Below are 21,157 nucleotides of genomic sequence, written 5' to 3' on the forward strand. Positions count from 1 at the left end.
ATTGATGGCGGCTATTATACCCGGATTTCAGCGAGGCGGTTTGTTCAGACGCAAATTACTGCTTCCAGACTATTTTGCTCACCTTCCAGCTCTTCAGGGTGTCGTCAGACGGCATCACCCCTTCCGGGCCGCTCCAGGTGCCGGTAAAAACATAGCTGATGTGCTGGCTGCCTTCCGCCTTACACTCCACCGCCACTTCATCGTCGGATGGCACGCTGGTACAGTTGCCAAAGGCCTGCTTATAAAGATCGCTAAACGGCGTCCCGACCTTCACGCCGCTGGCGGTCGGAATATCTTCGTCCATCACCGCGATCCGGTTTACCGTGCCTTTGTCACCGTTGATCGCCAGCGCCAGCTTGTCGCCCTTCAGCGCCTCGTAATAGCGCACTATATTGCCATTCTCTGTTTTCATGCCGCTGCGCAGGCGGTAGTCACTGCTGAGCGCATCCTGAATAGCATTCTGATCCAGCGCCGTCGCGGCGGTAATTTTCCCCACGCCCTGCTCGGTCACTTCCGTTGATGAGCCAAACCAGTTCCACGGATACGCAGCGGACCAGTTAATGGAGGAGAGCGTCGAACAGCCGGTCAATGCCAGCGGAAGAGCGCATAAAACTAAACGCAGCGATTTCATTGAAACGTCCTTACGTGTTAAATCAACGCTTGTTGGAGTGCGACATCGGCAAAAAGTGCCGGATTAATCATCCTAAGGCACAAAACAGGCGCGAAGACGCGGGTTGGTCAGCAGCCACAGCAGCGCCACGATATCGGCAACCACCAGCGCAACGCCGATGCCCGTCAGCGGTTCACCGTACCACCAGAGTACCGGCTGCCAGAAGAGCAGCGCAATTTGGGCAAGGATCAGCAGCCCGCGAAGCGCGCGCCACAAGCGCGGGATTACGTGCCGCCGACCGCTGCACAAGAAAGCCACCACCGCTGGTACGCCCGGCAGCAAGCCGAGCCAGAAGGCATCGTGATCGGGATAAAAGAGATTTAGCAGCGTGTCGCCCTGTCCGCGCGACGCGGCGGCCATCACAAACAGCACCCAGGTGCGGGCCTGAAGCAGCAGAACGCACCAGAATAAAAAGGGCAGCCTGACGCGACCCTGCGCGTCATAATCTGCCGGATGGATCTCAGTACTCTTCATCTTCGATTAGACGCTTTCCTAAATTCAGCACGTCAGCGTGTACGTAGCCCAGGCGTTCATACATGCCCAGCACCACGTCGTTATCTTCCCGCACCATGATCTGGATTTTCGGACAGCCGCGGGCGATCAGCTTCTTCTCGAGCCGGTTGAGCAGCGCATTGGCAATACCGCGACCACGGTATTCCGGATGGACGCCCAGATAATAGGCCGAGCCGCGATGGCCGTCATAACCGCCCATCACCGTCCCCACAACCTCGCCATTGACTTCCGCAACCAGAAACAGACTGACGTCGTGATTCACCTTACGTTCGATATCCATTTCCGGATCGTTCCACGGACGCAGCAGATCGCAGCGCTCCCAAAGGGTGATCACCTCTTCGAAATCTTCCTGGCGAAAAACGCGTATCTCCATGGTATTAACCGCCTTTTCGGGTTTAAAAACAGTGATTATGGCGCGAACCACGCCTTTAGCCAATAACCGGGGAAAATCTCGCCAAAATTTGGCATAATGTCACTTTGTCACGTATTGAAATGAAAAGTAAAACAATTCTCAATAAGGACTGTCGTAACGCTAAACGCGATACGATATAACACCAGGACCCCATTTTTTAGTATTCAGGCCGCATGAGCACATTCAAACCATTAAAAGCACTCACATCGCGTCGTCAGGTTCTCAAAGCGGGGCTGGCGGCCTTAACGTTAACGGGCATCGCAAAGCAGGCTCAGGCAAAAGACGAGAGCACGCTTAAAACCAGTAACGGACACAGCAAACCGAAAACCAAAAAGCCGGGCGCAAAGCGCCTGGTGATGCTCGACCCGGGCCACGGCGGTATTGATACCGGCGCCATCGGCAAAAACGGGTCGAAAGAAAAACACGTCGTGCTGGCGATTGCAAAAAATGTGCGGGCGATTTTACGCAGCAACGGCATTGACGCGCGTCTGACGCGCTCTGGCGACACCTTTATTCCGTTGTACGATCGCGTAGAGATCGCCCACCAGCACGGGGCGGATCTGTTTATGTCGATTCACGCGGACGGCTTTACCAACCCGTCTGCCGCCGGTGCCTCGGTTTTTGCGCTGTCCAACCGCGGCGCCAGTAGCGCCATGGCAAAATACCTCTCCGACCGCGAAAACCGGGCGGATGAAGTCGCCGGGAAAAAAGCCACCGACAAAGACCACCTGCTACAGCAGGTGCTGTTCGACCTCGTGCAGACGGATACGATCAAAAACAGCCTGACGCTCGGCTCGCACATCCTGAAGAAGATTAAGCCAGTGCATCGCCTGCACAGCAGGAGCACCGAACAGGCGGCGTTTGTGGTGTTGAAATCACCGTCTATCCCGTCCGTGCTGGTGGAAACTTCGTTCATTACCAACCCGGAAGAGGAGCGACTCCTCGGCACCACGGCGTTTCGTCAGAAGATCGCCAACGCCATCGCCTCCGGCATTATCAGTTACTTCAACTGGTTTGATAACCAAAAAGCGCACTCCAGGAAACGCTGATGAAACCCAATGCTCAACTGGTCAAAACCTTCCTGCTGCAGCTGCAGGACGAAATTTGCCAGAAACTGGCCGCCGCTGACGGCGGAGAATTTCAGGAAGACAACTGGCAGCGCGAAGCCGGCGGCGGCGGGCGTAGCCGCGTGCTGCGTAACGGCGGCATCTTCGAACAGGCGGGCGTGAATTTTTCCCACGTTCATGGCGACGCGATGCCCGCGTCTGCGACGGCACACCGTCCTGAGCTGGCGGGCCGCAGCTTCGAAGCGATGGGCGTTTCGCTGGTGGTGCATCCGCACAATCCGTTTGTGCCGACCAGCCACGCCAACGTGCGCTTTTTCATTGCGGAAAAAGCGGGGGCCGATCCGGTCTGGTGGTTTGGCGGCGGTTTCGACATGACGCCCTACTACGGCTTCGAAGAGGATGCCGTGCACTGGCACACCACCGCGCGGGATCTTTGCCTGCCGTTTGGCGAAGACATTTACCCGAATTTTAAAAAGTGGTGCGATGACTACTTTTACCTGAAGCACCGCGACGAGCAGCGCGGCATCGGCGGGCTGTTCTTTGACGATCTCAACACGCCTGATTTTGATACCGCATTTAGCTTTATGCGCGCGGTGGGCGAAGGCTATACCGACGCGTACCTGCCGATTGTCGAACGCCGTAAAAATACCGACTACGGCGTGCGCGAGCGTGAATTCCAGCTTTACCGCCGTGGGCGCTACGTGGAGTTCAACCTGGTGTGGGATCGCGGGACGCTGTTCGGCCTGCAGACCGGCGGGCGCACGGAGTCGATTCTGATGTCGATGCCGCCGCTGGTGCGCTGGGAGTACGGCTACGAGCCAAAAGAAGGCAGCCCGGAGGCTGCCTTGAGCGAGTTTCTTAAAGTACGCGACTGGGTTTAACTGCCGGATGGCGCTGCGCTTATCCGGCCTACTCCAACCGTAGGTCGGGTAAGCGAACGCGCCCCCGACTTTGCATGTTTACAGCGGCTGCGTCTGCGCCTCAACCACCGCCAGCGCCACCATATTCACGATACGGCGCACGGAGGCAATCGGCGTTAACACATGCACCGGCTTCGCCACGCCCATCAGCACCGGTCCTACGGTCACCCCTTCAGAGCTGGAGACGCGCAGCAGGTTGTAGCTGATACGCGCCGCCTCCACGTTCGGCATAATAAGGATGTTTGCCGATCCTTTCAGCGGGCTGTCAGGCATACGTTCGTTACGGATGCTCTCCACCAGCGCCGCATCGCCGTGCATTTCCCCGTCAATCATCAGCTCCGGCGCGCGCTCGCGCACCAGCGCCAGCGTCTCACGCATTTTGCACGCCGCCGCGGATTTAGACGAACCAAAGTTAGAGTGCGACAGCAGCGCCACCTTCGGTTCGATACCAAAGCGACGCACGGTCTCGGCGGCCATCACGGTGATCTCCGCCAGCTCGTCCGGGGTGGGATCGTCGTTAACGTAGGTATCGGCAATAAAGGTGTTGCCGCTTGGCAGCAGCAGGGCGTTCATCGCCCCGGCGGTGTGCACGCCGTCGCGATAGCCGAAGATCTCCTGCACCACGCTAAAGTGCTCGTGGTAATCGCCGATGGTGCCGCAGATCAGCGCATCCGCCTCGCCGCGATGGACCATGATCGCGCCGATTACCGTCGTGTTGCTGATGACGGCTTTCTGCGCCTGCTCCTGGGTGATCCCCCGGCGTTTCATGATCGCGTAGTATTCGCTCCAGTACTCTTTGAAGCGCGGATCGGATTCGTTGTTAACGATCTCGAAGTCGACGCCCGGCTTAATCTGCAGGCCCAGCTTCTGGATACGCATTTCGATCACGCTTGGACGACCAATCAGAATCGGCTTCGCCAGGCCTAAGGTGATCAGCTCCTGAGTGGCGTGCAGCACGCGCGCCTCTTCCCCTTCCGCCAGCACCACGCGCTTGGCGTCGGCGCGCGCCTGAGAGAAGATCGGCTTCATGAACAGGTTCGTTTTATAGACAAACTCGGTGAGTTTATCGACGTAAGCGTCGAAGTCTTCAATCGGACGCGTCGCCACGCCGGAATCCATCGCCGCTTTTGCCACCGCAGGGGCAATTTTGACAATCAGACGCGGGTCGAACGGTTTTGGAATGATGTAGTCCGGGCCAAAGCTCAGATCCTGATCGCCATAGGCTGAGGCAACCACTTCACTCTGCTCGGCGTGGGCCAGCTCCGCAATGGCGTGCACCGCGGCCAGCTTCATCTCTTCGTTGATCGCCGTCGCGCCGACGTCCAGCGCGCCGCGGAAGATGAACGGGAAGCAGAGCACGTTGTTCACCTGGTTCGGGTAGTCGGAACGCCCGGTGCAGATAATGGCGTCATCACGCACCGCTTTCGCCAGCGGCGGCAGAATTTCCGGCTCAGGGTTCGCCAGGGCCAGGATCATTGGCGCGCGCGCCATCTTCTTCACCATCTCCTGGGTCAGCACTTTCGGACCCGAGCAGCCGAGGAAGATATCCGCGCCGTCAATCACGTCCTCAAGCGTGCGCTTGCCGTCGTCTTCTACCGCATACGCCGCTTTGGTTTCCGCCATGTTCGGCTCGCGATCTTTGTAAATCACCCCTTTGGAGTCGCAGACCACAATGTTGTGTTTCTGCATCCCCAGCGCCACCAGCAGGTTCATACAGGCGATGGCCGCGGCGCCAGCGCCGGAGACCACCATGCGCACGTCGGAGAGATTTTTCTCTACCACGCGCAGGCCGTTGAGAATGGCGGCGGTGCTGATAATGGCCGTTCCGTGCTGGTCGTCATGGAACACGGGAATGTTCATACGCTCGCGCAGCTTCTGCTCGATATAGAAACATTCCGGCGCTTTGATGTCTTCCAGGTTGATCCCGCCGAAGGTCGGCTCCAGCGCGGCCACCACGTTGATGAATTTGTCAGGATCGAGCTCGTCCACCTCGATATCAAACACGTCGATACCGGCGAATTTCTTGAACAGCACCCCCTTGCCTTCCATCACCGGCTTACCGGCCAGCGCGCCGATGTTACCGAGCCCCAGTACCGCCGTGCCGTTAGAGATCACGGCAACAAGGTTGCCGCGCGCGGTGTATTTATAGGCCGCCAGCGGATCTTTTTCGATTTCCAGACACGGGGCCGCCACGCCCGGGGAGTAGGCCAGCGCCAGATCGCGCTGTGTCGCCAGCGGCTTGGTTGGGGAGACCTGAATTTTGCCCGGGACAGGGAACTCGTGAAAATCGAGGGCACTCTGTTTCAACTGCTCATCCATCTTATTTTTCCTTTCACGTATCGGTCAAAAGGGTGACGAAAACGATCCGGTTGCACACCCTGGTGTGCCGCCTAGTATCGCCTCAGGCCGCCTCCTAAACTTTGAAGGCTGCCAAACTCTCACCATCACACATTAAAAATTGTTATCAATTTATAACAGCCATGTTACCCGTCTCAAAAGCAATGCCTCCCCCGTCTGCTATGCTTTTTTGTTAAGTCCATCATGATTTTCTCAGAAGTGTGAACTAACGCACTCAGCTAACGCTTTTATTTCCAAGGAGTAATCATTTATGAACCAGCTAGACGGCATCAAACAATTCACCACGGTGGTGGCAGACAGCGGCGATATCGAGTCGATTCGCCACTATCAGCCGGAGGATGCGACCACCAACCCTTCGCTACTGCTCAAGGCAGCCGGGCTTACCCATTTTAGTCATCTGATTGATGACGCCATTGCCTACGGAAAACAGCGCGGGAAGACGCAGGAGCAGCAGGTCGCCGAAGCCAGCGACAAGCTGGCAGTTAATTTTGGTGCGGAAATTCTTAAAAGCATTCCGGGGCGCGTCTCGACTGAAGTTGACGCACGCCTCTCGTTCGATAAAGAAAAGAGCATCAACAAGGCTCGCCGCCTGGTGGAACTCTACCAGGAGCAGGGGATCGATAAATCACGCATTCTGATCAAGCTGGCGTCGACCTGGGAAGGCATCCGCGCGGCAGAGGTGCTGGAAAAAGAGGGAATTCACTGCAACCTGACGCTGCTGTTCTCCTTTGCCCAGGCGCGCGCCTGTGCCGAAGCGGGCGTGTTCCTGGTGTCACCGTTTGTTGGCCGCATCTACGACTGGTACCAGGCGAAACAGCCGATGGATCCGTACGTGGTGGATGAGGACCCGGGCGTGAAATCGGTGCGCAATATCTACGACTACTACAAGCAGCATCGCTACGAAACCATCGTGATGGGGGCCAGCTTCCGCCGTACCGAGCAGATCCTCGCCCTGGCGGGCTGCGACCGCCTGACCATCTCCCCTAACCTGCTCCAGGAGCTACAGGACAAAGAAGAGACGGTCATCCGCAAGCTGATCCCCACCTCTACCGTTCTGCCAAAACCGAAAGCCATGACCGAAGCCGAATTCCGCTGGGAGCACAATCAGGACGCCATGGCCGTGGAAAAACTGGCGGAAGGTATCCGCCTGTTCGCCGTCGACCAGCGCAAACTTGAAGATCTTCTCGCTGCCAAACTTTAACCTTGCCACGGAGTGAACTATGTCCCGTAAAGAGCTCGCCAATGCCATCCGCGCCCTCAGCATGGATGCCGTGCAGAAAGCCAATTCTGGCCATCCCGGCGCACCGATGGGCATGGCCGATATTGCCGAAGTCCTGTGGAACGACTTCCTGAAGCACAACCCTAACGATCCCACCTGGTACGATCGTGACCGCTTTATTCTCTCCAACGGCCACGCCTCGATGCTGCTTTACAGCCTGCTGCACCTGTCCGGTTACGATCTGCCGCTTGAGGAGCTGAAAAACTTCCGCCAGCTGCACTCCAAAACCCCGGGGCACCCGGAGATTGGCTATACGCCGGGCGTGGAGACCACCACCGGGCCGCTCGGTCAGGGGCTGGCAAATGCGGTCGGGCTGGCGATTGCCGAGCGTACGCTGGCGGCACAGTTCAACCAGCCGGACCACGAGATTGTCGATCACTACACCTACGTGTTTATGGGTGACGGCTGTCTGATGGAGGGGATCTCCCATGAGGTCTGTTCCCTGGCGGGCACCCTGGGGCTCGGCAAGCTGATCGGGTTCTACGATCACAACGGCATCTCCATCGACGGGGAAACCGAGGGCTGGTTCACCGACGACACGGCAAAACGCTTCGAGGCCTACCACTGGCACGTGGTGCACGAGATCGACGGCCACGATCCTGAGGCGGTGAAAAAAGCGATTCAGGAAGCGCAGAGCGTGAAGGACAAACCGTCCCTGATTATCTGCCGCACGGTTATCGGCTTCGGCTCGCCGAACAAGGCGGGTAAAGAAGAGGCGCACGGCGCGGCGCTGGGTGACGAAGAAGTGGCGCTGACCCGGCAGAAGCTGGGCTGGAAGTACCCGCCGTTTGAAATCCCGAAAGAGATCTACCGGGCGTGGGATGCCCGTGAAGACGGTGAGAAAGCCCAGCAGGCCTGGAACGAGAAATTTGCCGCCTACAAAAAAGCGTACCCGGAACTGGCCGCCGAGTTTTCCCGGCGCATGAGCGGCGGTCTGCCGGAGGACTGGGACGATAAAACCCAGGCGCTGATTGAAAACCTGCAGTCCAACCCGGCAAAAATCGCCACCCGTAAGGCGTCGCAAAACACCCTGAATGCGATTGGCCCTCTCCTTCCTGAGCTGCTGGGCGGCTCGGCGGACCTGGCACCGAGTAACCTGACCATCTGGTCGGGCTCGAAATCGCTGAAAGAGGATATTGCCGGGAACTATATCCACTACGGCGTGCGCGAGTTCGGGATGACCGCGATCGCCAACGGCATCGCCCACCACGGCGGCTTCGTGCCCTACACCGCCACCTTCCTGATGTTCGTCGAGTACGCCCGTAACGCGGCGCGCATGGCAGCGCTGATGAAGGCGCGGCAGATTATGGTCTATACCCACGACTCCATCGGTCTGGGAGAAGACGGCCCCACCCACCAGGCGGTTGAACAGCTGGCGAGCCTGCGTTTAACGCCCAACTTCAGCACCTGGCGCCCCTGCGATCAGGTCGAAGCGGCAGTGGGCTGGAAGCTGGCGGTAGAACGCCATAACGGCCCGACGGCGCTGATCCTGTCACGCCAGAACCTGACGCAGATTGAGCGCACGCCGGAGCAGGTGAAAAACATTGCCCGCGGCGGCTACATCCTGAAAGACAGCGGCGGCAAGCCGGACGTGATCCTGATTGCGACCGGTTCCGAGGTGGAAATCACGGTGAAAGCGGCGGAAAAACTGACCGCCGAAGGCCACGCGGTGCGCGTGGTGTCCCTGCCTTCCACGGATATCTTTGACGCCCAGGACGAGGCGTACCGGGAATCGGTGCTGCCCTCTAACGTCGCGGCGCGCGTGGCGGTGGAGGCCGGTATTGCCGACTACTGGTACAAGTATGTCGGGCTCAAAGGGGCGATTGTTGGGATGCGGGGCTACGGTGAGTCCGCCCCTGCCGACAAGCTGTTCCCGTACTTTGGCTTTACCGTTGAGAACGTGGTAGAGAAGGCGCTGAGCGTGATTTAGTGCGATCTGCGTTGCCGGGTGGCGGCTACGCCTTACCCGGCCTACAAAACCACCAAACCGTAGGCCGGGTAAGCGACAGCGCCACCCGGCAAAAAGCTACCGCGTGATCCACAGCGTGGGCCAGGCGTCAGGCCCGTTCCAGTTATCGCAGCTCGGCTCTTCGGCATAACGCACCAGGCGGAAACGCTGGCCGTCAAACCGCCAGCGCGTCTGGATCCCACAATCCCCCATACCGCGCCCCAGCGAGAGCGTGGTCAGTTCGCGCGTCTTTTCATCAAAGCTGGCGTTCATCAACTCGATTTCGCTGCTGTCGCTTGACGGCGTAAACGGCAGACGCAGCCTCACGCTGCGGGCAGAGAACGGTTTTTTACGTGACACCAGCCACGCCAGATCGACCGTGTTATAGGCCCCCGCCTCGCAGCTGACGATCAGCAGCGCTTTGTCATCGGTTAACGCGGTGACGCGCACTTCGCGACGGTTAGGATCCAGCGAACACTGGCTGCTGTTCATCCTGCCGGTACCATAATCCAGCAGATCGTTCAGTTCAGCGTGGGAAAGCGGTGTTGGGGTAGGATTAACGATCGCCACCTTTTTCAGGGCAGGTGCGGGCGGCACGCTTAACGGCGGATCGTCACCTTTCTTGATCCACGCGGTTTCGCTGCCAACGCGCTTTTGCTGGGCATCAATGAACAGCAGCGCGGCTTTCAGACCGGCCAGTGAAATCACCTGCTTACCGCCTCGCAGAGTCAGGGCTTTTCCTTCCTGGATGTTTTTCAGAAAGGCGGTGATGGTGGCCGCATCGTCCGTTTTTAGATGCCAGGGGGTGAGCTGCCAGCGCTGTTTTTCGAGCTTCAGGGGAATATTATCCAGCAGCAGCCGGGGGGCAATCTCAGGCTCTTTCACGGAAGGCGTATCAAGCCCGCCGAGATCGATACGCAGCGTGGCATCCGTTTTCGCCCCGGCGCTCCGGGTGAGCGTCATGACCAGACCGCGGTGTTCGCCCGTGTTGCGGGCAAGGCAAAAGTTCTGGTTATTGCAGGTCACCTGCCAGTCAGAGAAGGCTTGCTGCGCGGGTGCAGCCCGCACCTGCGGCGCGAGGAGCACACAAAACAGGGAAAATAAAAAGACGCTGTAGCGCATGAATGACACAATCCCGGAACGAAAACGCATAACAGGGCAGTATCTTCGTGTTCCCGCCGGGGTTGCTCAATCGGATTTATCAGATATACCTGAAAAACAGGCTATATCCGTTCGAAAGGGGTGTTCATCAGCCCGGTTGTCTGTAAATACTGCAGCAATATCACCGCTTTACCATCCCTGATTTCGCCTGAACGCACCATCTCCAGCGCTCGGGCAAAAGGAAGCTCCAGCACGTCGATATCTTCATCCTCTACGCCACCGCCCCGGTGCGTGCGCTGTGCGTCGCTGTATTCAGCAATGAAGAAATGGACAATTTCCGTCACGCCGCCCGGGGACATGTACAGCTCGAAGACCTTTTTGACCTCGCCCACTTCAAAGCCGGTCTCTTCGACGGCCTCTTTGCGGATGCAGACTTCCGGCTCATCGTCATCGAGCAGGCCCGCGCAGGTTTCAATCAGACGTCCGTCAGGATTGCCATTGACCCATGTTGCCACCCTGAACTGACGGATCAGCACCACGCTCTGCTTTTCACGGTTATAGAGCAGAATGGTTGCTCCGTTACCACGGTCATAGACCTCGCGCTTGTGGCGGATCACTTCACCGTTGTTACGTGTAAGATCATAGGTGATGTTACGCAGGACAAAGTAGTTTTCAGAGAGAATTTTGTCTTTGATAACGTCAATTTTCAGGGTCATACGGGCTCCACGGCACAATGAGTCGTCCTATACTACGCCGTGAATCCCGCTTTGTCGTCCGCCGGATTAATGATGTTGTGGTACATCAACTCCCAGCCAGTCGAGTATCCCCTGCGCGGCATGACGCCCTTCCGCCATCGCGGTGACGACCAGATCCGCGCCGCGTACCGCATCGCCCCCGGCGAAGATCTGCGGGTTGGTTGTCTGATAGCGGTAGCGGCTCTCGACCGAGGCCACGATCCGCCCCCAGTCATCCGTTTCGACACCCTGCGCCTGCAGCCACGGCATCGCGTGCGGATTAAAGCCAAACGCCATGATGACTGCATCCGCGGCCATCACAAACTCGCTGCCCGCCACCGGAACGGGCCGACGACGCCCCTGCGCATCCGGCTCACCGAGCGCGGTACGCAGCATCCGGATACCGTTGACCTTACCGTTCGGATCCAGCGTCAGCTCAACAGGCTGGACGTTAAACTCAAACGCGGCCCCCTCTTCTCTGGCGTTCTGCACCTCTTTCTTCGAGCCCGGCATGTTGGCCTCATCCCGACGATAGGCGCAGGTGACCGTCGCCGCGCCGTGACGTAACGCCGTGCGGACGCAGTCCATCGCGGTATCGCCTCCGCCCAGCACCACTACGTTCAGGCCACGGGTGTCGATGAACGGCTCGCTGGCCGTCGCCTCCAGCCCCATAACATGCCGCGTGTTGCCCACCAGGAAAGGCAGCGCGTCGTAGACCCCTGGCGCATCCTCGTTCGGGATACCCGCCTTCATCGAACGATAGGTACCCACGCCAATAAACAGGGCGTCGTAATCGCTCTTGAGCTGCGACATCGACACGTCCTGGCCCACCTCGCAGTTCAGCTCGAAGCGGATCCCCATCGCGGTAAAGATCTCTCTGCGCCGCGCGAGCAGCGATTTATCGAGCTTAAATGCCGGGATGCCAAAGGTCAGCAAACCGCCGATCTCCGGATGCCGGTCATAGACCGTCACGCTCACGCCGCGGCGCGCCAGCACGTCGGCGCACGCCAGCCCGGCGGGCCCCGCGCCGACAATCGCGACACGTTTACCTGACGGCGTGACGGCGGACATATCCGGCCGCCAGCCCATCGCCAGCGCCCGATCGGAGATGTAGCGCTCGATGTTGCCGATCGTCACGGCCCCCGCCGCGTCACGAAGCGTGCAGGCTCCCTCGCATAACCGGTCCTGCGGGCAGACGCGACCGGTAATTTCAGGTAAACAGTTGGTCTGATGAGAAAGCTCGGCCGCGCCGGTGATATCCCCCGCGTTGAGGCGCTCAATCCACTGCGGGATGTGGTTGTGCAGCGGGCAGGTCCATTCGCAAATGCTGTGCTCTCCGCACTTCAGGCAGCGCGACACCTCGCGGGCGGCCTGTTCGGCCCGGAACGGCAGGTAAATTTCGTTAAAATGGCCCACGCGCTCTGCGCCAGCCAGCTTGTCGGGCTCGCCGCGGGGCGGGGTCGTTTGCATCTGCTGCATTTTGGTACGCGGCGCGTCCACGCTGACGACCTCGGCACCATGCCAGGGCTGCGCCTCCAGGCAGGCAGTGCGCTGTCGGCGCGATTTCGCCAGGTTTTCCAGCGCGGCAGGCGTCGCCAGGGAGAGGACATCCGCCGGGCAATTTTCGATACAGGCCGGGCCGTGTGGACGCGTCAGACAGAGGTCGCATTTATTCGCCGAGGCCTTCACGCTGCCATTGTCGAGCGGAGTGACGATAATCTCCATCGTGCCAAACGGGCAGGCCACCGCGCAGGCCTTACAGCCGATGCATTTTTGTTGATTCACCTGTACGCTGTCATCGCATTTGCTGATGGCGCCGTTCGGGCAGCTTTGCGCGCAGGGTGCATTTTCGCAATGATGACAGGTCACGGGGTGGCTCTTCTCGCCGGATCTCAGGACCGTGATACGGGGATGAAAATGGCGCTCGCTCAGGGCATGCTGCTCACCGTTGTGCGCCATCACGCAGGCGACTTCGCAGGCGCGACACCCAATGCACTGCTGGCTGTTAGCCATAATAAAACGATTCATAACCACACCTGTTTTTGGTTCAATAACCTTTCTCTTTATAAGAGTATGGTATTTACGCATCACGGTGCGTTCGGGCAATGTTCAAATGCCTGAAACGCCCAATTATTTCCAGTGAACCTGTGGCAGATCAATTTTATTCAGAGAGCCGTTCTGTGACCGTTAAACGACCCGTTTCCGGAAGCCTTGCCTGGGCTTTCTTTTCGATCATTGCCCTATCCGTACTCAGCAGCACCGTCGTGTTGCTGACGCTGGCCAGCAGCCAGCGCGATGCCGAAGCCATCAACATCGCTGGCTCACTGCGCATGCAGAGCTATCGTCTGGGCTACGAGATGCAGCGCAACAGCCCGTCCCTTGCGGCACATCGCGAGAGCTGGCAACAGACGCTCGGCGCGCCTGCCCTGCAGAAGCTGGATCGCTGGTACGTCCCGGACAATGTGAAAGCACGCTATCAGCAGCTGCATGTGGCCTGGCAGGAGATGGATGCGCATATCGCCCGCGGCGACAGCGCGTGGTACCAACGCAATATTGAGGATTTTGTGGGCCGCATTGATGCCTTTGTGCTCGCCCTCCAGCACTACACCGAACATAAAATTCAAACGGTCACCCTGCTCTCGCTGGCTGGCGCACTCGGGATCCTGCTGCTGACGCTGTTTACCCTGCGACGCATCCGTCGTCAGGTGGTGCTGCCGCTGAATAACCTGGTGGCGGCCAGCGAACGCATTGAGCGCGGCGAATTTGCCACTCCTGCGCCGGATAGCGCCCTGCCGAACGAGCTGGGCCAGCTTTCGCGCGCCTTTAACCACATGTCAGCCGAGCTCGATACACTCTACCGTTCGCTCGAAGCCTCGGTTGCGGAAAAGACGCGGCACCTGCACGAAGCCCACCAGCAGCTCGACATGCTGTTTAAGTGCTCGCAGGCGCTCAATACCGGTCAGATAGACAGCCACTGTTTCCGGCATATCCTGCAGATTGTCCATGACTATACGCAGATGAATTATCTGGAACTGCGCACCAGCGACGACTGGCGGCTGTGCGAAGGGACGGAGGCTGAGGGTATCCCTCTGCAAAACCTGCCGGTACTGATGCAGGACACGCTCTACGGCGAGCTGCGCTGGCAAAGCGAGGCGGATAGCGTCCCCCTTCCGCTGATGAGAAGCGTGGCGACCATGCTCGGGCGCGGGCTGTACTTTAACCAGGCGCAAAAGCATTACCAGCAGCTGCTGCTGATGGAAGAGCGCGCCACCATTGCCCGCGAGCTGCACGATTCGCTGGCGCAGGTGCTGTCGTATCTGCGCATTCAGCTTGCGCTGCTCAAACGCGCCGTGCCGGAAGAAAATACCCAAGCGCAGGCCATTATCACCGACTTCTCCCGCGAGCTGAACAATGCCTGGCAGCAACTGCGCGAGCTGCTGACCACCTTCCGCCTGACGTTGAACCACGCGAATTTACCCGCGGCGCTGCAGGAGTCCCTCGATGCCCTGCAGAGCCAGACGCAGGCGAAACTGCATCTCGACTGCCGCCTCTCCTCGCTGGCGCTCGACGCGCAAAAGCAGGTGCACCTGTTACAGATCGTGCGTGAGGCGGTGTTGAACGCCATTAAGCACGCGCAGGCCAGCGAGATCACCGTGAGCTGCGTGACCGCAGCGGACGGTACGCACAGCGTCAGCATTCGCGACAACGGCATCGGGATTGGCGAGGCCAGCGAGCCGCCGGGACATTACGGTCTGAACATTATGCGCGAACGCGCGCAACGGCTTGGAGGAGTGCTGCACTTCTCGCAGCCGCAAAACGGCGGCACGCTGGTCAGCGTGACGTTTCCGGCGCCCGCGCCGTTAACGGGTAAATAACGGTAAAGAGGGAAGCGCAGGGAAAAGCGCATGATAATTTACACTATCTCCTTTATTTCTCCACGTTTGACCTGGGCCTTACCGCTAAAGTTATGCGGGCAATAAACAATAATGACGTGCAGCAAAACGAGGTCACACTTTCATGGCGAATTTTTTCATCGATCGCCCCATTTTTGCCTGGGTGCTTGCCATCCTGTTGTGTCTGACAGGTGTCCTGGCGATTACTTCACTTCCCGTTGAGCAATACCCCGACCTGGCACCGCCGAACGTGCGCGTCACCGCAAACTACCCCGGCGCATCGGCACAGACGCTGGAAAATACCGTGACGCAGGTTATCGAGCAGAACATGACGGGTCTGGATAACCTGATGTACATGTCCTCGCAAAGCAGCGCCACGGGACAGGCGACGGTGACCCTGAGCTTTAAGGCGGGCACCGACCCGGACGAAGCGGTGCAGCAGGTCCAAAACCAGCTGCAGTCGGCGATGCGCAAGCTGCCCCAGGCAGTGCAAAACCAGGGCGTGACCGTGCGCAAAACCGGCGATACCAACATATTGACCATCGCCTTTGTCTCAACAGATGGCTCGATGGATAAACAGGACATCGCGGACTACGTCGCCAGTAATATTCAGGATCCCATCAGCCGTATCAACGGCGTCGGGGATATCGACGCCTACGGCTCACAGTACTCCATGCGTATCTGGCTCGATCCCAACAAGCTGAACAGCTACCAGATGACGGCGACCGACGTGACGGATGCTATCAAAGCCCAGAACGCCCAGATTGCCGTGGGGCAACTGGGGGGAACGCCTTCCGTTGATAAGCAAGCCCTGAACGCCACCATCAATTCGCAATCCCTGCTGCAGACGCCGGACCAGTTCCGCAATATCACCCTGCGCGTGAATCAGGACGGGTCGGAAGTGCGTCTGGGCGATGTCGCCACGGTGGAAATGGGTGCCGAAAAATACGACTACCTGAGCCGCTTTAACGGCAATCAGGCTTCCGGTCTGGGGATTAAACTGGCCTCCGGCGCGAACGAAATGGCGACGGCGAAACTGGTGTTAGACCGTCTGGACGAGCTGTCGCAGTATTTCCCGCACGGGCTGGAGTACAAAGTCGCCTATGAAACCACCTCCTTCGTTAAAGCGTCGATTGAGGACGTGGTGAAAACCCTGCTGGAAGCCATCGCGCTGGTGTTCCTGGTCATGTACCTGTTCCTGCAAAATTTCCGCGCGACGCTGATCCCCACTATTGCCGTCCCCGTGGTGCTGCTGGGGACCTTTGCGGTGCTTTACGCCTTCGGGTACAGCATTAATACCCTGACGATGTTTGCGATGGTGCTGGCGATCGGCCTTCTGGTGGATGATGCCATCGTGGTGGTTGAAAACGTCGAGCGCATCATGAGCGAAGAAGGGCTCTCTCCGCGCCAGGCGACGCGCAAGTCCATGGGGCAAATTCAGGGGGCGCTGGTCGGGATTGCGATGGTGCTGTCGGCCGTCTTTATCCCGATGGCCTTCTTTGGCGGCACCACCGGGGCGATTTACCGCCAGTTCTCGATCACCATCGTCTCGGCGATGGTGCTCTCCGTGCTGGTCGCGCTGATCCTCACTCCCGCGCTGTGCGCCACCATTCTGAAACCGCTGCACAAAGGGGAGCATCACGGGCAGAAAGGGTTCTTCGGCTGGTTTAACCGGATGTTCAACCGCAACGCCGCGCGCTATGAATCTGCCGTGGGTCGCGTACTGCACCGCAGCCTGCGCTGGATGATGATTTACGTTGTGCTGCTGGGCGGGATGGTGTGGCTGTTCCTGCACCTGCCCACCTCGTTCCTGCCGATGGAAGACCGGGGGATGTTCACCACCTCGGTGCAGCTTCCGAGCGGCGCAACGCAGCAGCAGACGCTAAAAGTGGTGCAGAAAGTGGAGCAGTACTTCTTCACCAAAGAGAAAGATAACGTTGTCTCGGTCTTCTCCACCGTCGGTTCCGGCCCGGGCGGAAACGGGCAGAACGTTGCCCGCATGTTTGTCCGCCTGAAGGACTGGGACGAACGCGATACCCGGACGGGCACCTCGTTTGCCATCATTGAACGTGCGACAAAAGCCTTTGCGCACATCAAAGAAGCGCGCGTCTTTGCCAGCAGCCCGCCGGCGATAAGCGGCCTGGGCAGTTCAGCCGGGTTCGATATGGAGCTGCAGGATCACGCCGGGGCGGGCCACACGGCGCTGATGGCGGCACGCGATAAGCTGTTAGCGCTGGCAGGCAACGATCCCGGCCTGACCCGCGTTCGCCATAACGGCCTCGACGACAGCCCGCAGCTTCAGGTGGATATCGATCAGCGTAAGGCGCAGGCGCTGGGTGTGTCGATCAACGATATCAACGACACCCTGCAAACGGCGTGGGGGTCGAGCTATGTGAATGACTTTATGGATCGCGGCCGCGTGAAAAAAGTGTATGTCCAGTCCGCCGCGCCGTTCCGCATGCTGCCGGATGATATTAACCGCTGGTTTGTCAGAAATAATGCTGGCGGCATGGTGCCGTTCTCTGCCTTTGCGACTTCGCACTGGGAGAGCGGATCGCCACGCCTGGAACGCTATAACGGCTATTCTGCGGTTGAAATCGTCGGGGAAGCCGCGCCGGGCGTCAGCACCGGTACCGCCATGGACACCATGGAAAAACTGGTGCAACAGCTGCCCGCCGGTTTTGGTCTCGAGTGGACGGCAATGTCTTACCAGGAGCGTCTCTCCGGGGCGCAGGCCCCCGCCCTTTACGCGCTCTCGCTGCTGGTGGTCTTCCTCTGCCTTGCCGCCCTGTATGAGAGCTGGTCGGTCCCGTTCTCGGTCATGCTGGTCGTGCCCCTTGGGGTTATCGGTGCGCTGCTCGCGACCTGGATGCGCGGCCTGGAGAACGATGTCTACTTCCAGGTGGGCCTGCTCACCGTCATTGGGCTATCGGCGAAAAACGCCATTCTGATCGTTGAGTTTGCCAACGAGATGAATGCCAAAGGCCACGAGCTGATGGCCGCCACGCTGCACGCCTGCCGTCAGCGCCTGCGTCCGATCCTGATGACCTCGCTGGCGTTTATTTTTGGTGTACTGCCGATGGCGACCAGCACCGGTGCAGGCTCCAGCAGCCAGCATGCCGTCGGCACGGGGGTGATGGGCGGCATGATTTCGGCCACCATCCTGGCCATTTACTTCGTTCCGCTGTTCTTTGTGCTGGTGCGTCGCCGCTTCCCGCTAAAGGAACGTCCTGAGTAAGTGGTTGAAATAAAAAAAGGCGGCTTTATCGGCCGCCTTTTTACTGTGTGATTAATTCACACTATGGTTATTTTACTTATTTTAGTGCTCTTGCAATTCTTACTGAATGTCATTTACGAAGCATACCTTCGATAAAATCTTTCCAGTTCCCCAGTTCACGTTCAATCATAACAACCTCTCTTATTATTATGCGCATTCTACAAAAACGTACCATCATTGTGAAGACTATTTAACCAATTGCTGTGATTGTACCCTACGTCCTGCGGGGATTTATGATAAATATGAACGGAGAGCCCTCAATTTTTTGTGACGGCCAGCAATATTTTGAAATAACCCTACGAACGGGTGAGTTTTATTTTATTGGCTGAGTTTATTGGATTTTTAAAGTTAATGGACATCTATGCTTAAATGATGAAAGAATATTCAGCGTACAGTTGTGAGTCGAATTAAGAAGACGTATTAATCCAGACAATTCCTGAATGTGTTATATTCCACTTAAGGATATATCTTCGAATTTACTGAACATTTAATTATCAGAACATCAAAAGGATTCACCATGGTTGTGATGTACGGCATTAAAAATTGCGACACCATCAAAAAAGCCCGCCGCTGGCTGGACGCTAACAGCGTGGAGTACCGCTTCCACGATTACCGTGCCGACGGGCTCGATGCAGAATTTCTGCATAGCGCTATTCGCGAACTGGGCTGGGAAGCCCTGCTGAACACCCGCGGTACCACCTGGCGTAAACTGGACGACTCTCTGCGCGCCAGCATCAAAGATGCCGACAGCGCGGCAAAACTGATGCTCGAGATGCCGGCAATTATCAAACGCCCATTGCTCTGCGCGCCAGGGCAGCCTATGCTGCTGGGTTTCAGTGAAACCCTTTATTCCGACTTTTTTCGTTGAGGTGTAGTTTATGTCATGCCCGGTCATTGAGCTGACTCAGCAGCTTATTCGCCGTCCTTCCCTTAGCCCGGACGACGCAGGTTGTCAGGCTCTTATGATTGAACGCCTGCGTGCCATCGGTTTTACCGTTGAACGCATGGACTTTGGCGATACCCAGAACTTCTGGGCGTGGCGCGGACAGGGCGAAACGCTGGCCTTCGCCGGGCATACTGACGTCGTTCCCGCCGGTGACGCGGATCGCTGGATTAACCCGCCGTTTGAGCCGACCATTCGCGATGGCATGCTGTTTGGTCGCGGCGCGGCAGACATGAAAGGCTCTCTGGCGGCGATGGTCGTGGCGGCAGAGCGCTTTGTGGCGCAGCATCCCAACCACAAAAACCGTCTCGCGTTTTTGATCACCTCCGACGAAGAAGCCAGCGCGCACAACGGCACCGTGAAGGTCGTCGAAGCGCTGATGGCACGCAACGAGCGTCTCGACTACTGCCTGGTCGGTGAGCCGTCCAGCACCGAAGTGGTGGGTGACGTCGTCAAAAACGGACGCCGTGGCTCGCTGACCTGTAACCTGACCATTCACGGTGTGCAGGGCCACGTCGCTTATCCGCATCTGGCCGATAACCCGGTCCACCGCGCCGCGCCAATGCTGAGCGAGCTGGTGGCGATTGAGTGGGATAAGGGCAACGAGTTCTTCCCGCCGACCAGCATGCAGATAGCAAACGTCAAGGCCGGTACCGGCAGCAATAACGTGATCCCGGGGGATTACGTCGTCCAGTTCAACTTCCGCTTCAGCACTGAGCTGACCGATGAGATGATCAAGGCGCGCGTTATCGCCCTGCTGGAAAAATATCAGCTGCGCTACACCGTGGAGTGGTGGCTTTCCGGCCAGCCGTTCCTGACGCAGCGTGGCAAACTGGTGGATGCGGTGGTGAACGCCATCGAGCACTATAATGAAATTAAGCCACAGCTGCTGACAACGGGTGGTACCTCAGACGGACGCTTTATCGCCCGTATGGGTGCTCAGGTTGTCGAACTGGGGCCAGTGAACGCAACCATTCATAAAATAAATGAGTGTGTCAATGCGGCAGATTTACAACTGCTGGCCCGTATGTATCAACGTATTATGGAGCAAATCGTCGCCTGACGAACGCTCTGAGAGGAATAGCGAATGGATTGGCTTTCAAAGTACTGGTGGGTTCTGGTGTTGGTTTTTCTGGTCGGCGTACTGCTTAACGTGATTAAAGACCTTAAGCGCGTGGACCATAAAAAATTTCTCGCCAACAAACCGGATCTTCCCCCGCACCGTGATTTCAACGACAAGTGGGACGATGACGACGACTGGCCGAAGAAGGATCAGAAGAAGTAACCGGTCTGTATCCCCTCTCCTGTGGAGAGGGGATAACCTCACATAAACTCAACAATATCATCGTTATCCGGCTTACCGCCGCTGAGCGCTTCATCAAAGTAGTGCTTCGGTACGGTATAGCGCAGATGGTCAAGCGCAAACTGCATGCTGCGGTCGTCAATGGCGTGGCCCAGATCGTCAACGATATCCAGCGTCACATCCCCACCCTCACGCATCAGCGCTTCCTGGGCAGCAACCGCATGCGAGAGCTCAATCACCCGGTCTTCACCGCCGTGGATTAAGTGGATCGTGGTCTGCGTGGTTGCGCTTGTCGGTAACGTCGCAAAACGGCCGTTAAAGGCGATCACCCGTGAAACCAGACCCGGCTGCGCCTTTACGCTTTCCAGCGACATGATTGACCCCTGCGAGAAGCCAATCAGCGCGGTCGCTTCGGCTCCTACGCCGCTCTGCTGCTGCCAGTAACGGATGACGTCGATAAAGGCCGGCATGACGGCGTCGATACGCGCCTGACGGTTCTCTTCCGTCACGCCCTGAACCGAGAACCACTGGCGCCCGTTCGGGCCGCATGGCTCTACGCCACCGATGCTGACAATCAGCGCTTCCGGGAAAACGGGCGCAAACCAGCTGCCAATCTGCCCCATATTGACGGCATTATCGCCAACCCCATGAAACAGAAGCAGTAACTGTTTAGCCGGTTTGTCAGGGCTTTGAACAACAAAATGGTCATGTTTCATGGTGGTCTCCTTAATAGATGACC

18 protein-coding genes are annotated in these 21,157 nt (G+C 58.1%); 9 read left to right on the forward strand and 9 right to left on the reverse strand.

Features of this window, described 5'->3' with window-relative positions; translation table 11 throughout:
• Window positions 1-55: 55 nt before the first annotated feature.
• The 3 genes from ACOTXF_RS12490 to ACOTXF_RS12500 form a co-directional block, all read right to left on the reverse strand.
• Window positions 56-631 (reverse strand): RpoE-regulated lipoprotein, encoded by a 576-nt coding sequence (locus ACOTXF_RS12490; protein WP_047745144.1) that lies wholly within the window; start codon window positions 629-631, stop codon window positions 56-58.
• Between the two features lie 72 nt (window positions 632-703).
• Window positions 704-1,144 carry a DUF2919 domain-containing protein gene (locus ACOTXF_RS12495; RefSeq protein ID WP_047745145.1) on the reverse strand — a complete coding sequence of 147 codons (441 nt, stop codon included), beginning with the start codon at window positions 1,142-1,144 and terminating at the stop codon, window positions 704-706.
• A complete protein-coding gene (locus ACOTXF_RS12500; RefSeq protein ID WP_008501614.1) occupies window positions 1,131-1,556 on the reverse strand; it encodes a GNAT family acetyltransferase in 426 nt (141 codons plus the stop codon). Before ACOTXF_RS12500 ends, ACOTXF_RS12495 begins: the two co-directional genes overlap by 14 nt.
• Window positions 1,557-1,768: 212 nt before the next feature.
• On the opposite strand from ACOTXF_RS12500, the gene amiA reads away from it, so the two are divergent.
• Window positions 1,769-2,644, forward strand: a complete 876-nt coding sequence (amiA, locus tag ACOTXF_RS12505; RefSeq protein WP_008501615.1) for an N-acetylmuramoyl-L-alanine amidase AmiA — start codon at window positions 1,769-1,771, stop codon at window positions 2,642-2,644.
• A complete protein-coding gene (hemF, locus tag ACOTXF_RS12510; RefSeq protein WP_047745147.1) occupies window positions 2,644-3,543 on the forward strand; it encodes an oxygen-dependent coproporphyrinogen oxidase in 900 nt (299 codons plus the stop codon). Before amiA ends, hemF begins: the two co-directional genes overlap by 1 nt.
• A 78-nt stretch (window positions 3,544-3,621) precedes the next feature.
• Here hemF and maeB read toward each other — a convergent pair whose 3' ends face one another.
• Window positions 3,622-5,901, reverse strand: coding sequence for an NADP-dependent oxaloacetate-decarboxylating malate dehydrogenase (maeB, locus tag ACOTXF_RS12515; RefSeq protein WP_047745148.1), 2,280 nt, complete (start codon window positions 5,899-5,901; stop codon window positions 3,622-3,624).
• Window positions 5,902-6,190: 289 nt separating this feature from the next.
• Between maeB and tal the strand changes: the two genes are divergently transcribed.
• Window positions 6,191-7,141, forward strand: coding sequence for a transaldolase (gene tal / locus ACOTXF_RS12520; RefSeq protein WP_008501618.1), 951 nt, complete (start codon window positions 6,191-6,193; stop codon window positions 7,139-7,141).
• Between the two features lie 19 nt (window positions 7,142-7,160).
• On the forward strand, window positions 7,161-9,149 hold the full coding sequence (gene tkt, locus ACOTXF_RS12525) for a transketolase (RefSeq protein WP_008501619.1): 1,989 nt from the start codon (window positions 7,161-7,163) through the stop codon (window positions 9,147-9,149).
• A 96-nt stretch (window positions 9,150-9,245) separates the two neighbouring features.
• Here the strand turns inward: tkt and ACOTXF_RS12530 are convergent, their stop codons facing one another.
• The 3 genes from ACOTXF_RS12530 to aegA all read right to left on the reverse strand — a co-directional run bounded on the left by ACOTXF_RS12530 (window position 9,246) and on the right by aegA (window position 13,030).
• Window positions 9,246-10,289, reverse strand: a complete 1,044-nt coding sequence (locus ACOTXF_RS12530) for a DUF1176 domain-containing protein (RefSeq protein WP_047745167.1) — start codon at window positions 10,287-10,289, stop codon at window positions 9,246-9,248.
• A gap of 101 nt (window positions 10,290-10,390) precedes the next feature.
• A complete protein-coding gene (gene nudK, locus ACOTXF_RS12535) occupies window positions 10,391-10,984 on the reverse strand; it encodes a GDP-mannose pyrophosphatase NudK (RefSeq protein WP_025912781.1) in 594 nt (197 codons plus the stop codon).
• A 66-nt stretch (window positions 10,985-11,050) separates the two neighbouring features.
• Window positions 11,051-13,030 carry a formate-dependent uric acid utilization protein AegA gene (gene aegA, locus ACOTXF_RS12540; RefSeq protein ID WP_316937077.1) on the reverse strand — a complete coding sequence of 660 codons (1,980 nt, stop codon included), beginning with the start codon at window positions 13,028-13,030 and terminating at the stop codon, window positions 11,051-11,053.
• 152 nt (window positions 13,031-13,182) lie between these two features.
• Between aegA and narQ the strand changes: the two genes are divergently transcribed.
• Together narQ and acrD are read left to right on the forward strand one after the other, a co-directional pair.
• Window positions 13,183-14,877 carry a nitrate/nitrite two-component system sensor histidine kinase NarQ gene (gene narQ / locus ACOTXF_RS12545; RefSeq protein ID WP_047745168.1) on the forward strand — a complete coding sequence of 565 codons (1,695 nt, stop codon included), beginning with the start codon at window positions 13,183-13,185 and terminating at the stop codon, window positions 14,875-14,877.
• Window positions 14,878-15,019: 142 nt separating this feature from the next.
• Window positions 15,020-18,133 carry a multidrug efflux RND transporter permease AcrD gene (gene acrD / locus ACOTXF_RS12550; protein WP_045351578.1) on the forward strand — a complete coding sequence of 1,038 codons (3,114 nt, stop codon included), beginning with the start codon at window positions 15,020-15,022 and terminating at the stop codon, window positions 18,131-18,133.
• Window positions 18,134-18,242: 109 nt separating this feature from the next.
• Here the strand turns inward: acrD and ypfM are convergent, their stop codons facing one another.
• On the reverse strand, window positions 18,243-18,302 hold the full coding sequence (gene ypfM / locus ACOTXF_RS12555; RefSeq protein WP_015572204.1) for a protein YpfM: 60 nt from the start codon (window positions 18,300-18,302) through the stop codon (window positions 18,243-18,245).
• Window positions 18,303-18,689: 387 nt separating this feature from the next.
• On the opposite strand from ypfM, the gene ACOTXF_RS12560 reads away from it, so the two are divergent.
• From ACOTXF_RS12560 to ACOTXF_RS12570, 3 genes are read left to right on the forward strand one after another with little or no spacing between them, the layout of a single operon-like run.
• A complete protein-coding gene (locus ACOTXF_RS12560) occupies window positions 18,690-19,040 on the forward strand; it encodes an ArsC family reductase (protein WP_023294259.1) in 351 nt (116 codons plus the stop codon).
• Window positions 19,041-19,050: 10 nt separating this feature from the next.
• Window positions 19,051-20,178: a succinyl-diaminopimelate desuccinylase gene (gene dapE, locus ACOTXF_RS12565; protein ID WP_008501626.1), complete on the forward strand. Its 1,128-nt coding sequence runs from the start codon at window positions 19,051-19,053 to the stop codon at window positions 20,176-20,178.
• A gap of 24 nt (window positions 20,179-20,202) precedes the next feature.
• Window positions 20,203-20,400, forward strand: a complete 198-nt coding sequence (locus ACOTXF_RS12570) for a YpfN family protein (protein WP_008501627.1) — start codon at window positions 20,203-20,205, stop codon at window positions 20,398-20,400.
• Between the two features lie 38 nt (window positions 20,401-20,438).
• Here the strand turns inward: ACOTXF_RS12570 and ypfH are convergent, their stop codons facing one another.
• Window positions 20,439-21,134, reverse strand: a complete 696-nt coding sequence (gene ypfH, locus ACOTXF_RS12575; RefSeq protein ID WP_045417825.1) for an esterase — start codon at window positions 21,132-21,134, stop codon at window positions 20,439-20,441.
• Between the last annotated feature and the right edge of the window lie 23 nt (window positions 21,135-21,157).

This window comes from Enterobacter cloacae complex sp. IR53041 (genome assembly GCF_049238285.1).
Taxonomy (GTDB): domain Bacteria; phylum Pseudomonadota; class Gammaproteobacteria; order Enterobacterales; family Enterobacteriaceae; genus Enterobacter; species Enterobacter roggenkampii.

Bases quoted from the DNA above. Each gene is read 5' to 3' on its own strand.
- hemF (WP_047745147.1), top strand. From the start codon at position 2,644: ATGAAACCCAATGCTCAACTGGTCAAAACCTTCCTGCTGCAGCTGCAG.
- ACOTXF_RS12530 (WP_047745167.1), bottom strand. From the start codon at position 10,289: ATGCGCTACAGCGTCTTTTTATTTTCCCTGTTTTGTGTGCTCCTCGCG.
- maeB (WP_047745148.1), bottom strand. From the start codon at position 5,901: ATGGATGAGCAGTTGAAACAGAGTGCCCTCGATTTTCACGAGTTCCCT.
- ACOTXF_RS12495 (WP_047745145.1), bottom strand. From the start codon at position 1,144: ATGAAGAGTACTGAGATCCATCCGGCAGATTATGACGCGCAGGGTCGC.
- ACOTXF_RS12490 (WP_047745144.1), bottom strand. From the start codon at position 631: ATGAAATCGCTGCGTTTAGTTTTATGCGCTCTTCCGCTGGCATTGACC.
- ACOTXF_RS12500 (WP_008501614.1), bottom strand. From the start codon at position 1,556: ATGGAGATACGCGTTTTTCGCCAGGAAGATTTCGAAGAGGTGATCACC.
- ACOTXF_RS12570 (WP_008501627.1), top strand. From the start codon at position 20,203: ATGGATTGGCTTTCAAAGTACTGGTGGGTTCTGGTGTTGGTTTTTCTG.
- ACOTXF_RS12560 (WP_023294259.1), top strand. From the start codon at position 18,690: ATGGTTGTGATGTACGGCATTAAAAATTGCGACACCATCAAAAAAGCC.
- nudK (WP_025912781.1), bottom strand. From the start codon at position 10,984: ATGACCCTGAAAATTGACGTTATCAAAGACAAAATTCTCTCTGAAAAC.
- ypfH (WP_045417825.1), bottom strand. From the start codon at position 21,134: ATGAAACATGACCATTTTGTTGTTCAAAGCCCTGACAAACCGGCTAAA.
- tkt (WP_008501619.1), top strand. From the start codon at position 7,161: ATGTCCCGTAAAGAGCTCGCCAATGCCATCCGCGCCCTCAGCATGGAT.
- dapE (WP_008501626.1), top strand. From the start codon at position 19,051: ATGTCATGCCCGGTCATTGAGCTGACTCAGCAGCTTATTCGCCGTCCT.
- tal (WP_008501618.1), top strand. From the start codon at position 6,191: ATGAACCAGCTAGACGGCATCAAACAATTCACCACGGTGGTGGCAGAC.
- amiA (WP_008501615.1), top strand. From the start codon at position 1,769: ATGAGCACATTCAAACCATTAAAAGCACTCACATCGCGTCGTCAGGTT.
- aegA (WP_316937077.1), bottom strand. From the start codon at position 13,030: ATGAATCGTTTTATTATGGCTAACAGCCAGCAGTGCATTGGGTGTCGC.
- acrD (WP_045351578.1), top strand. From the start codon at position 15,020: ATGGCGAATTTTTTCATCGATCGCCCCATTTTTGCCTGGGTGCTTGCC.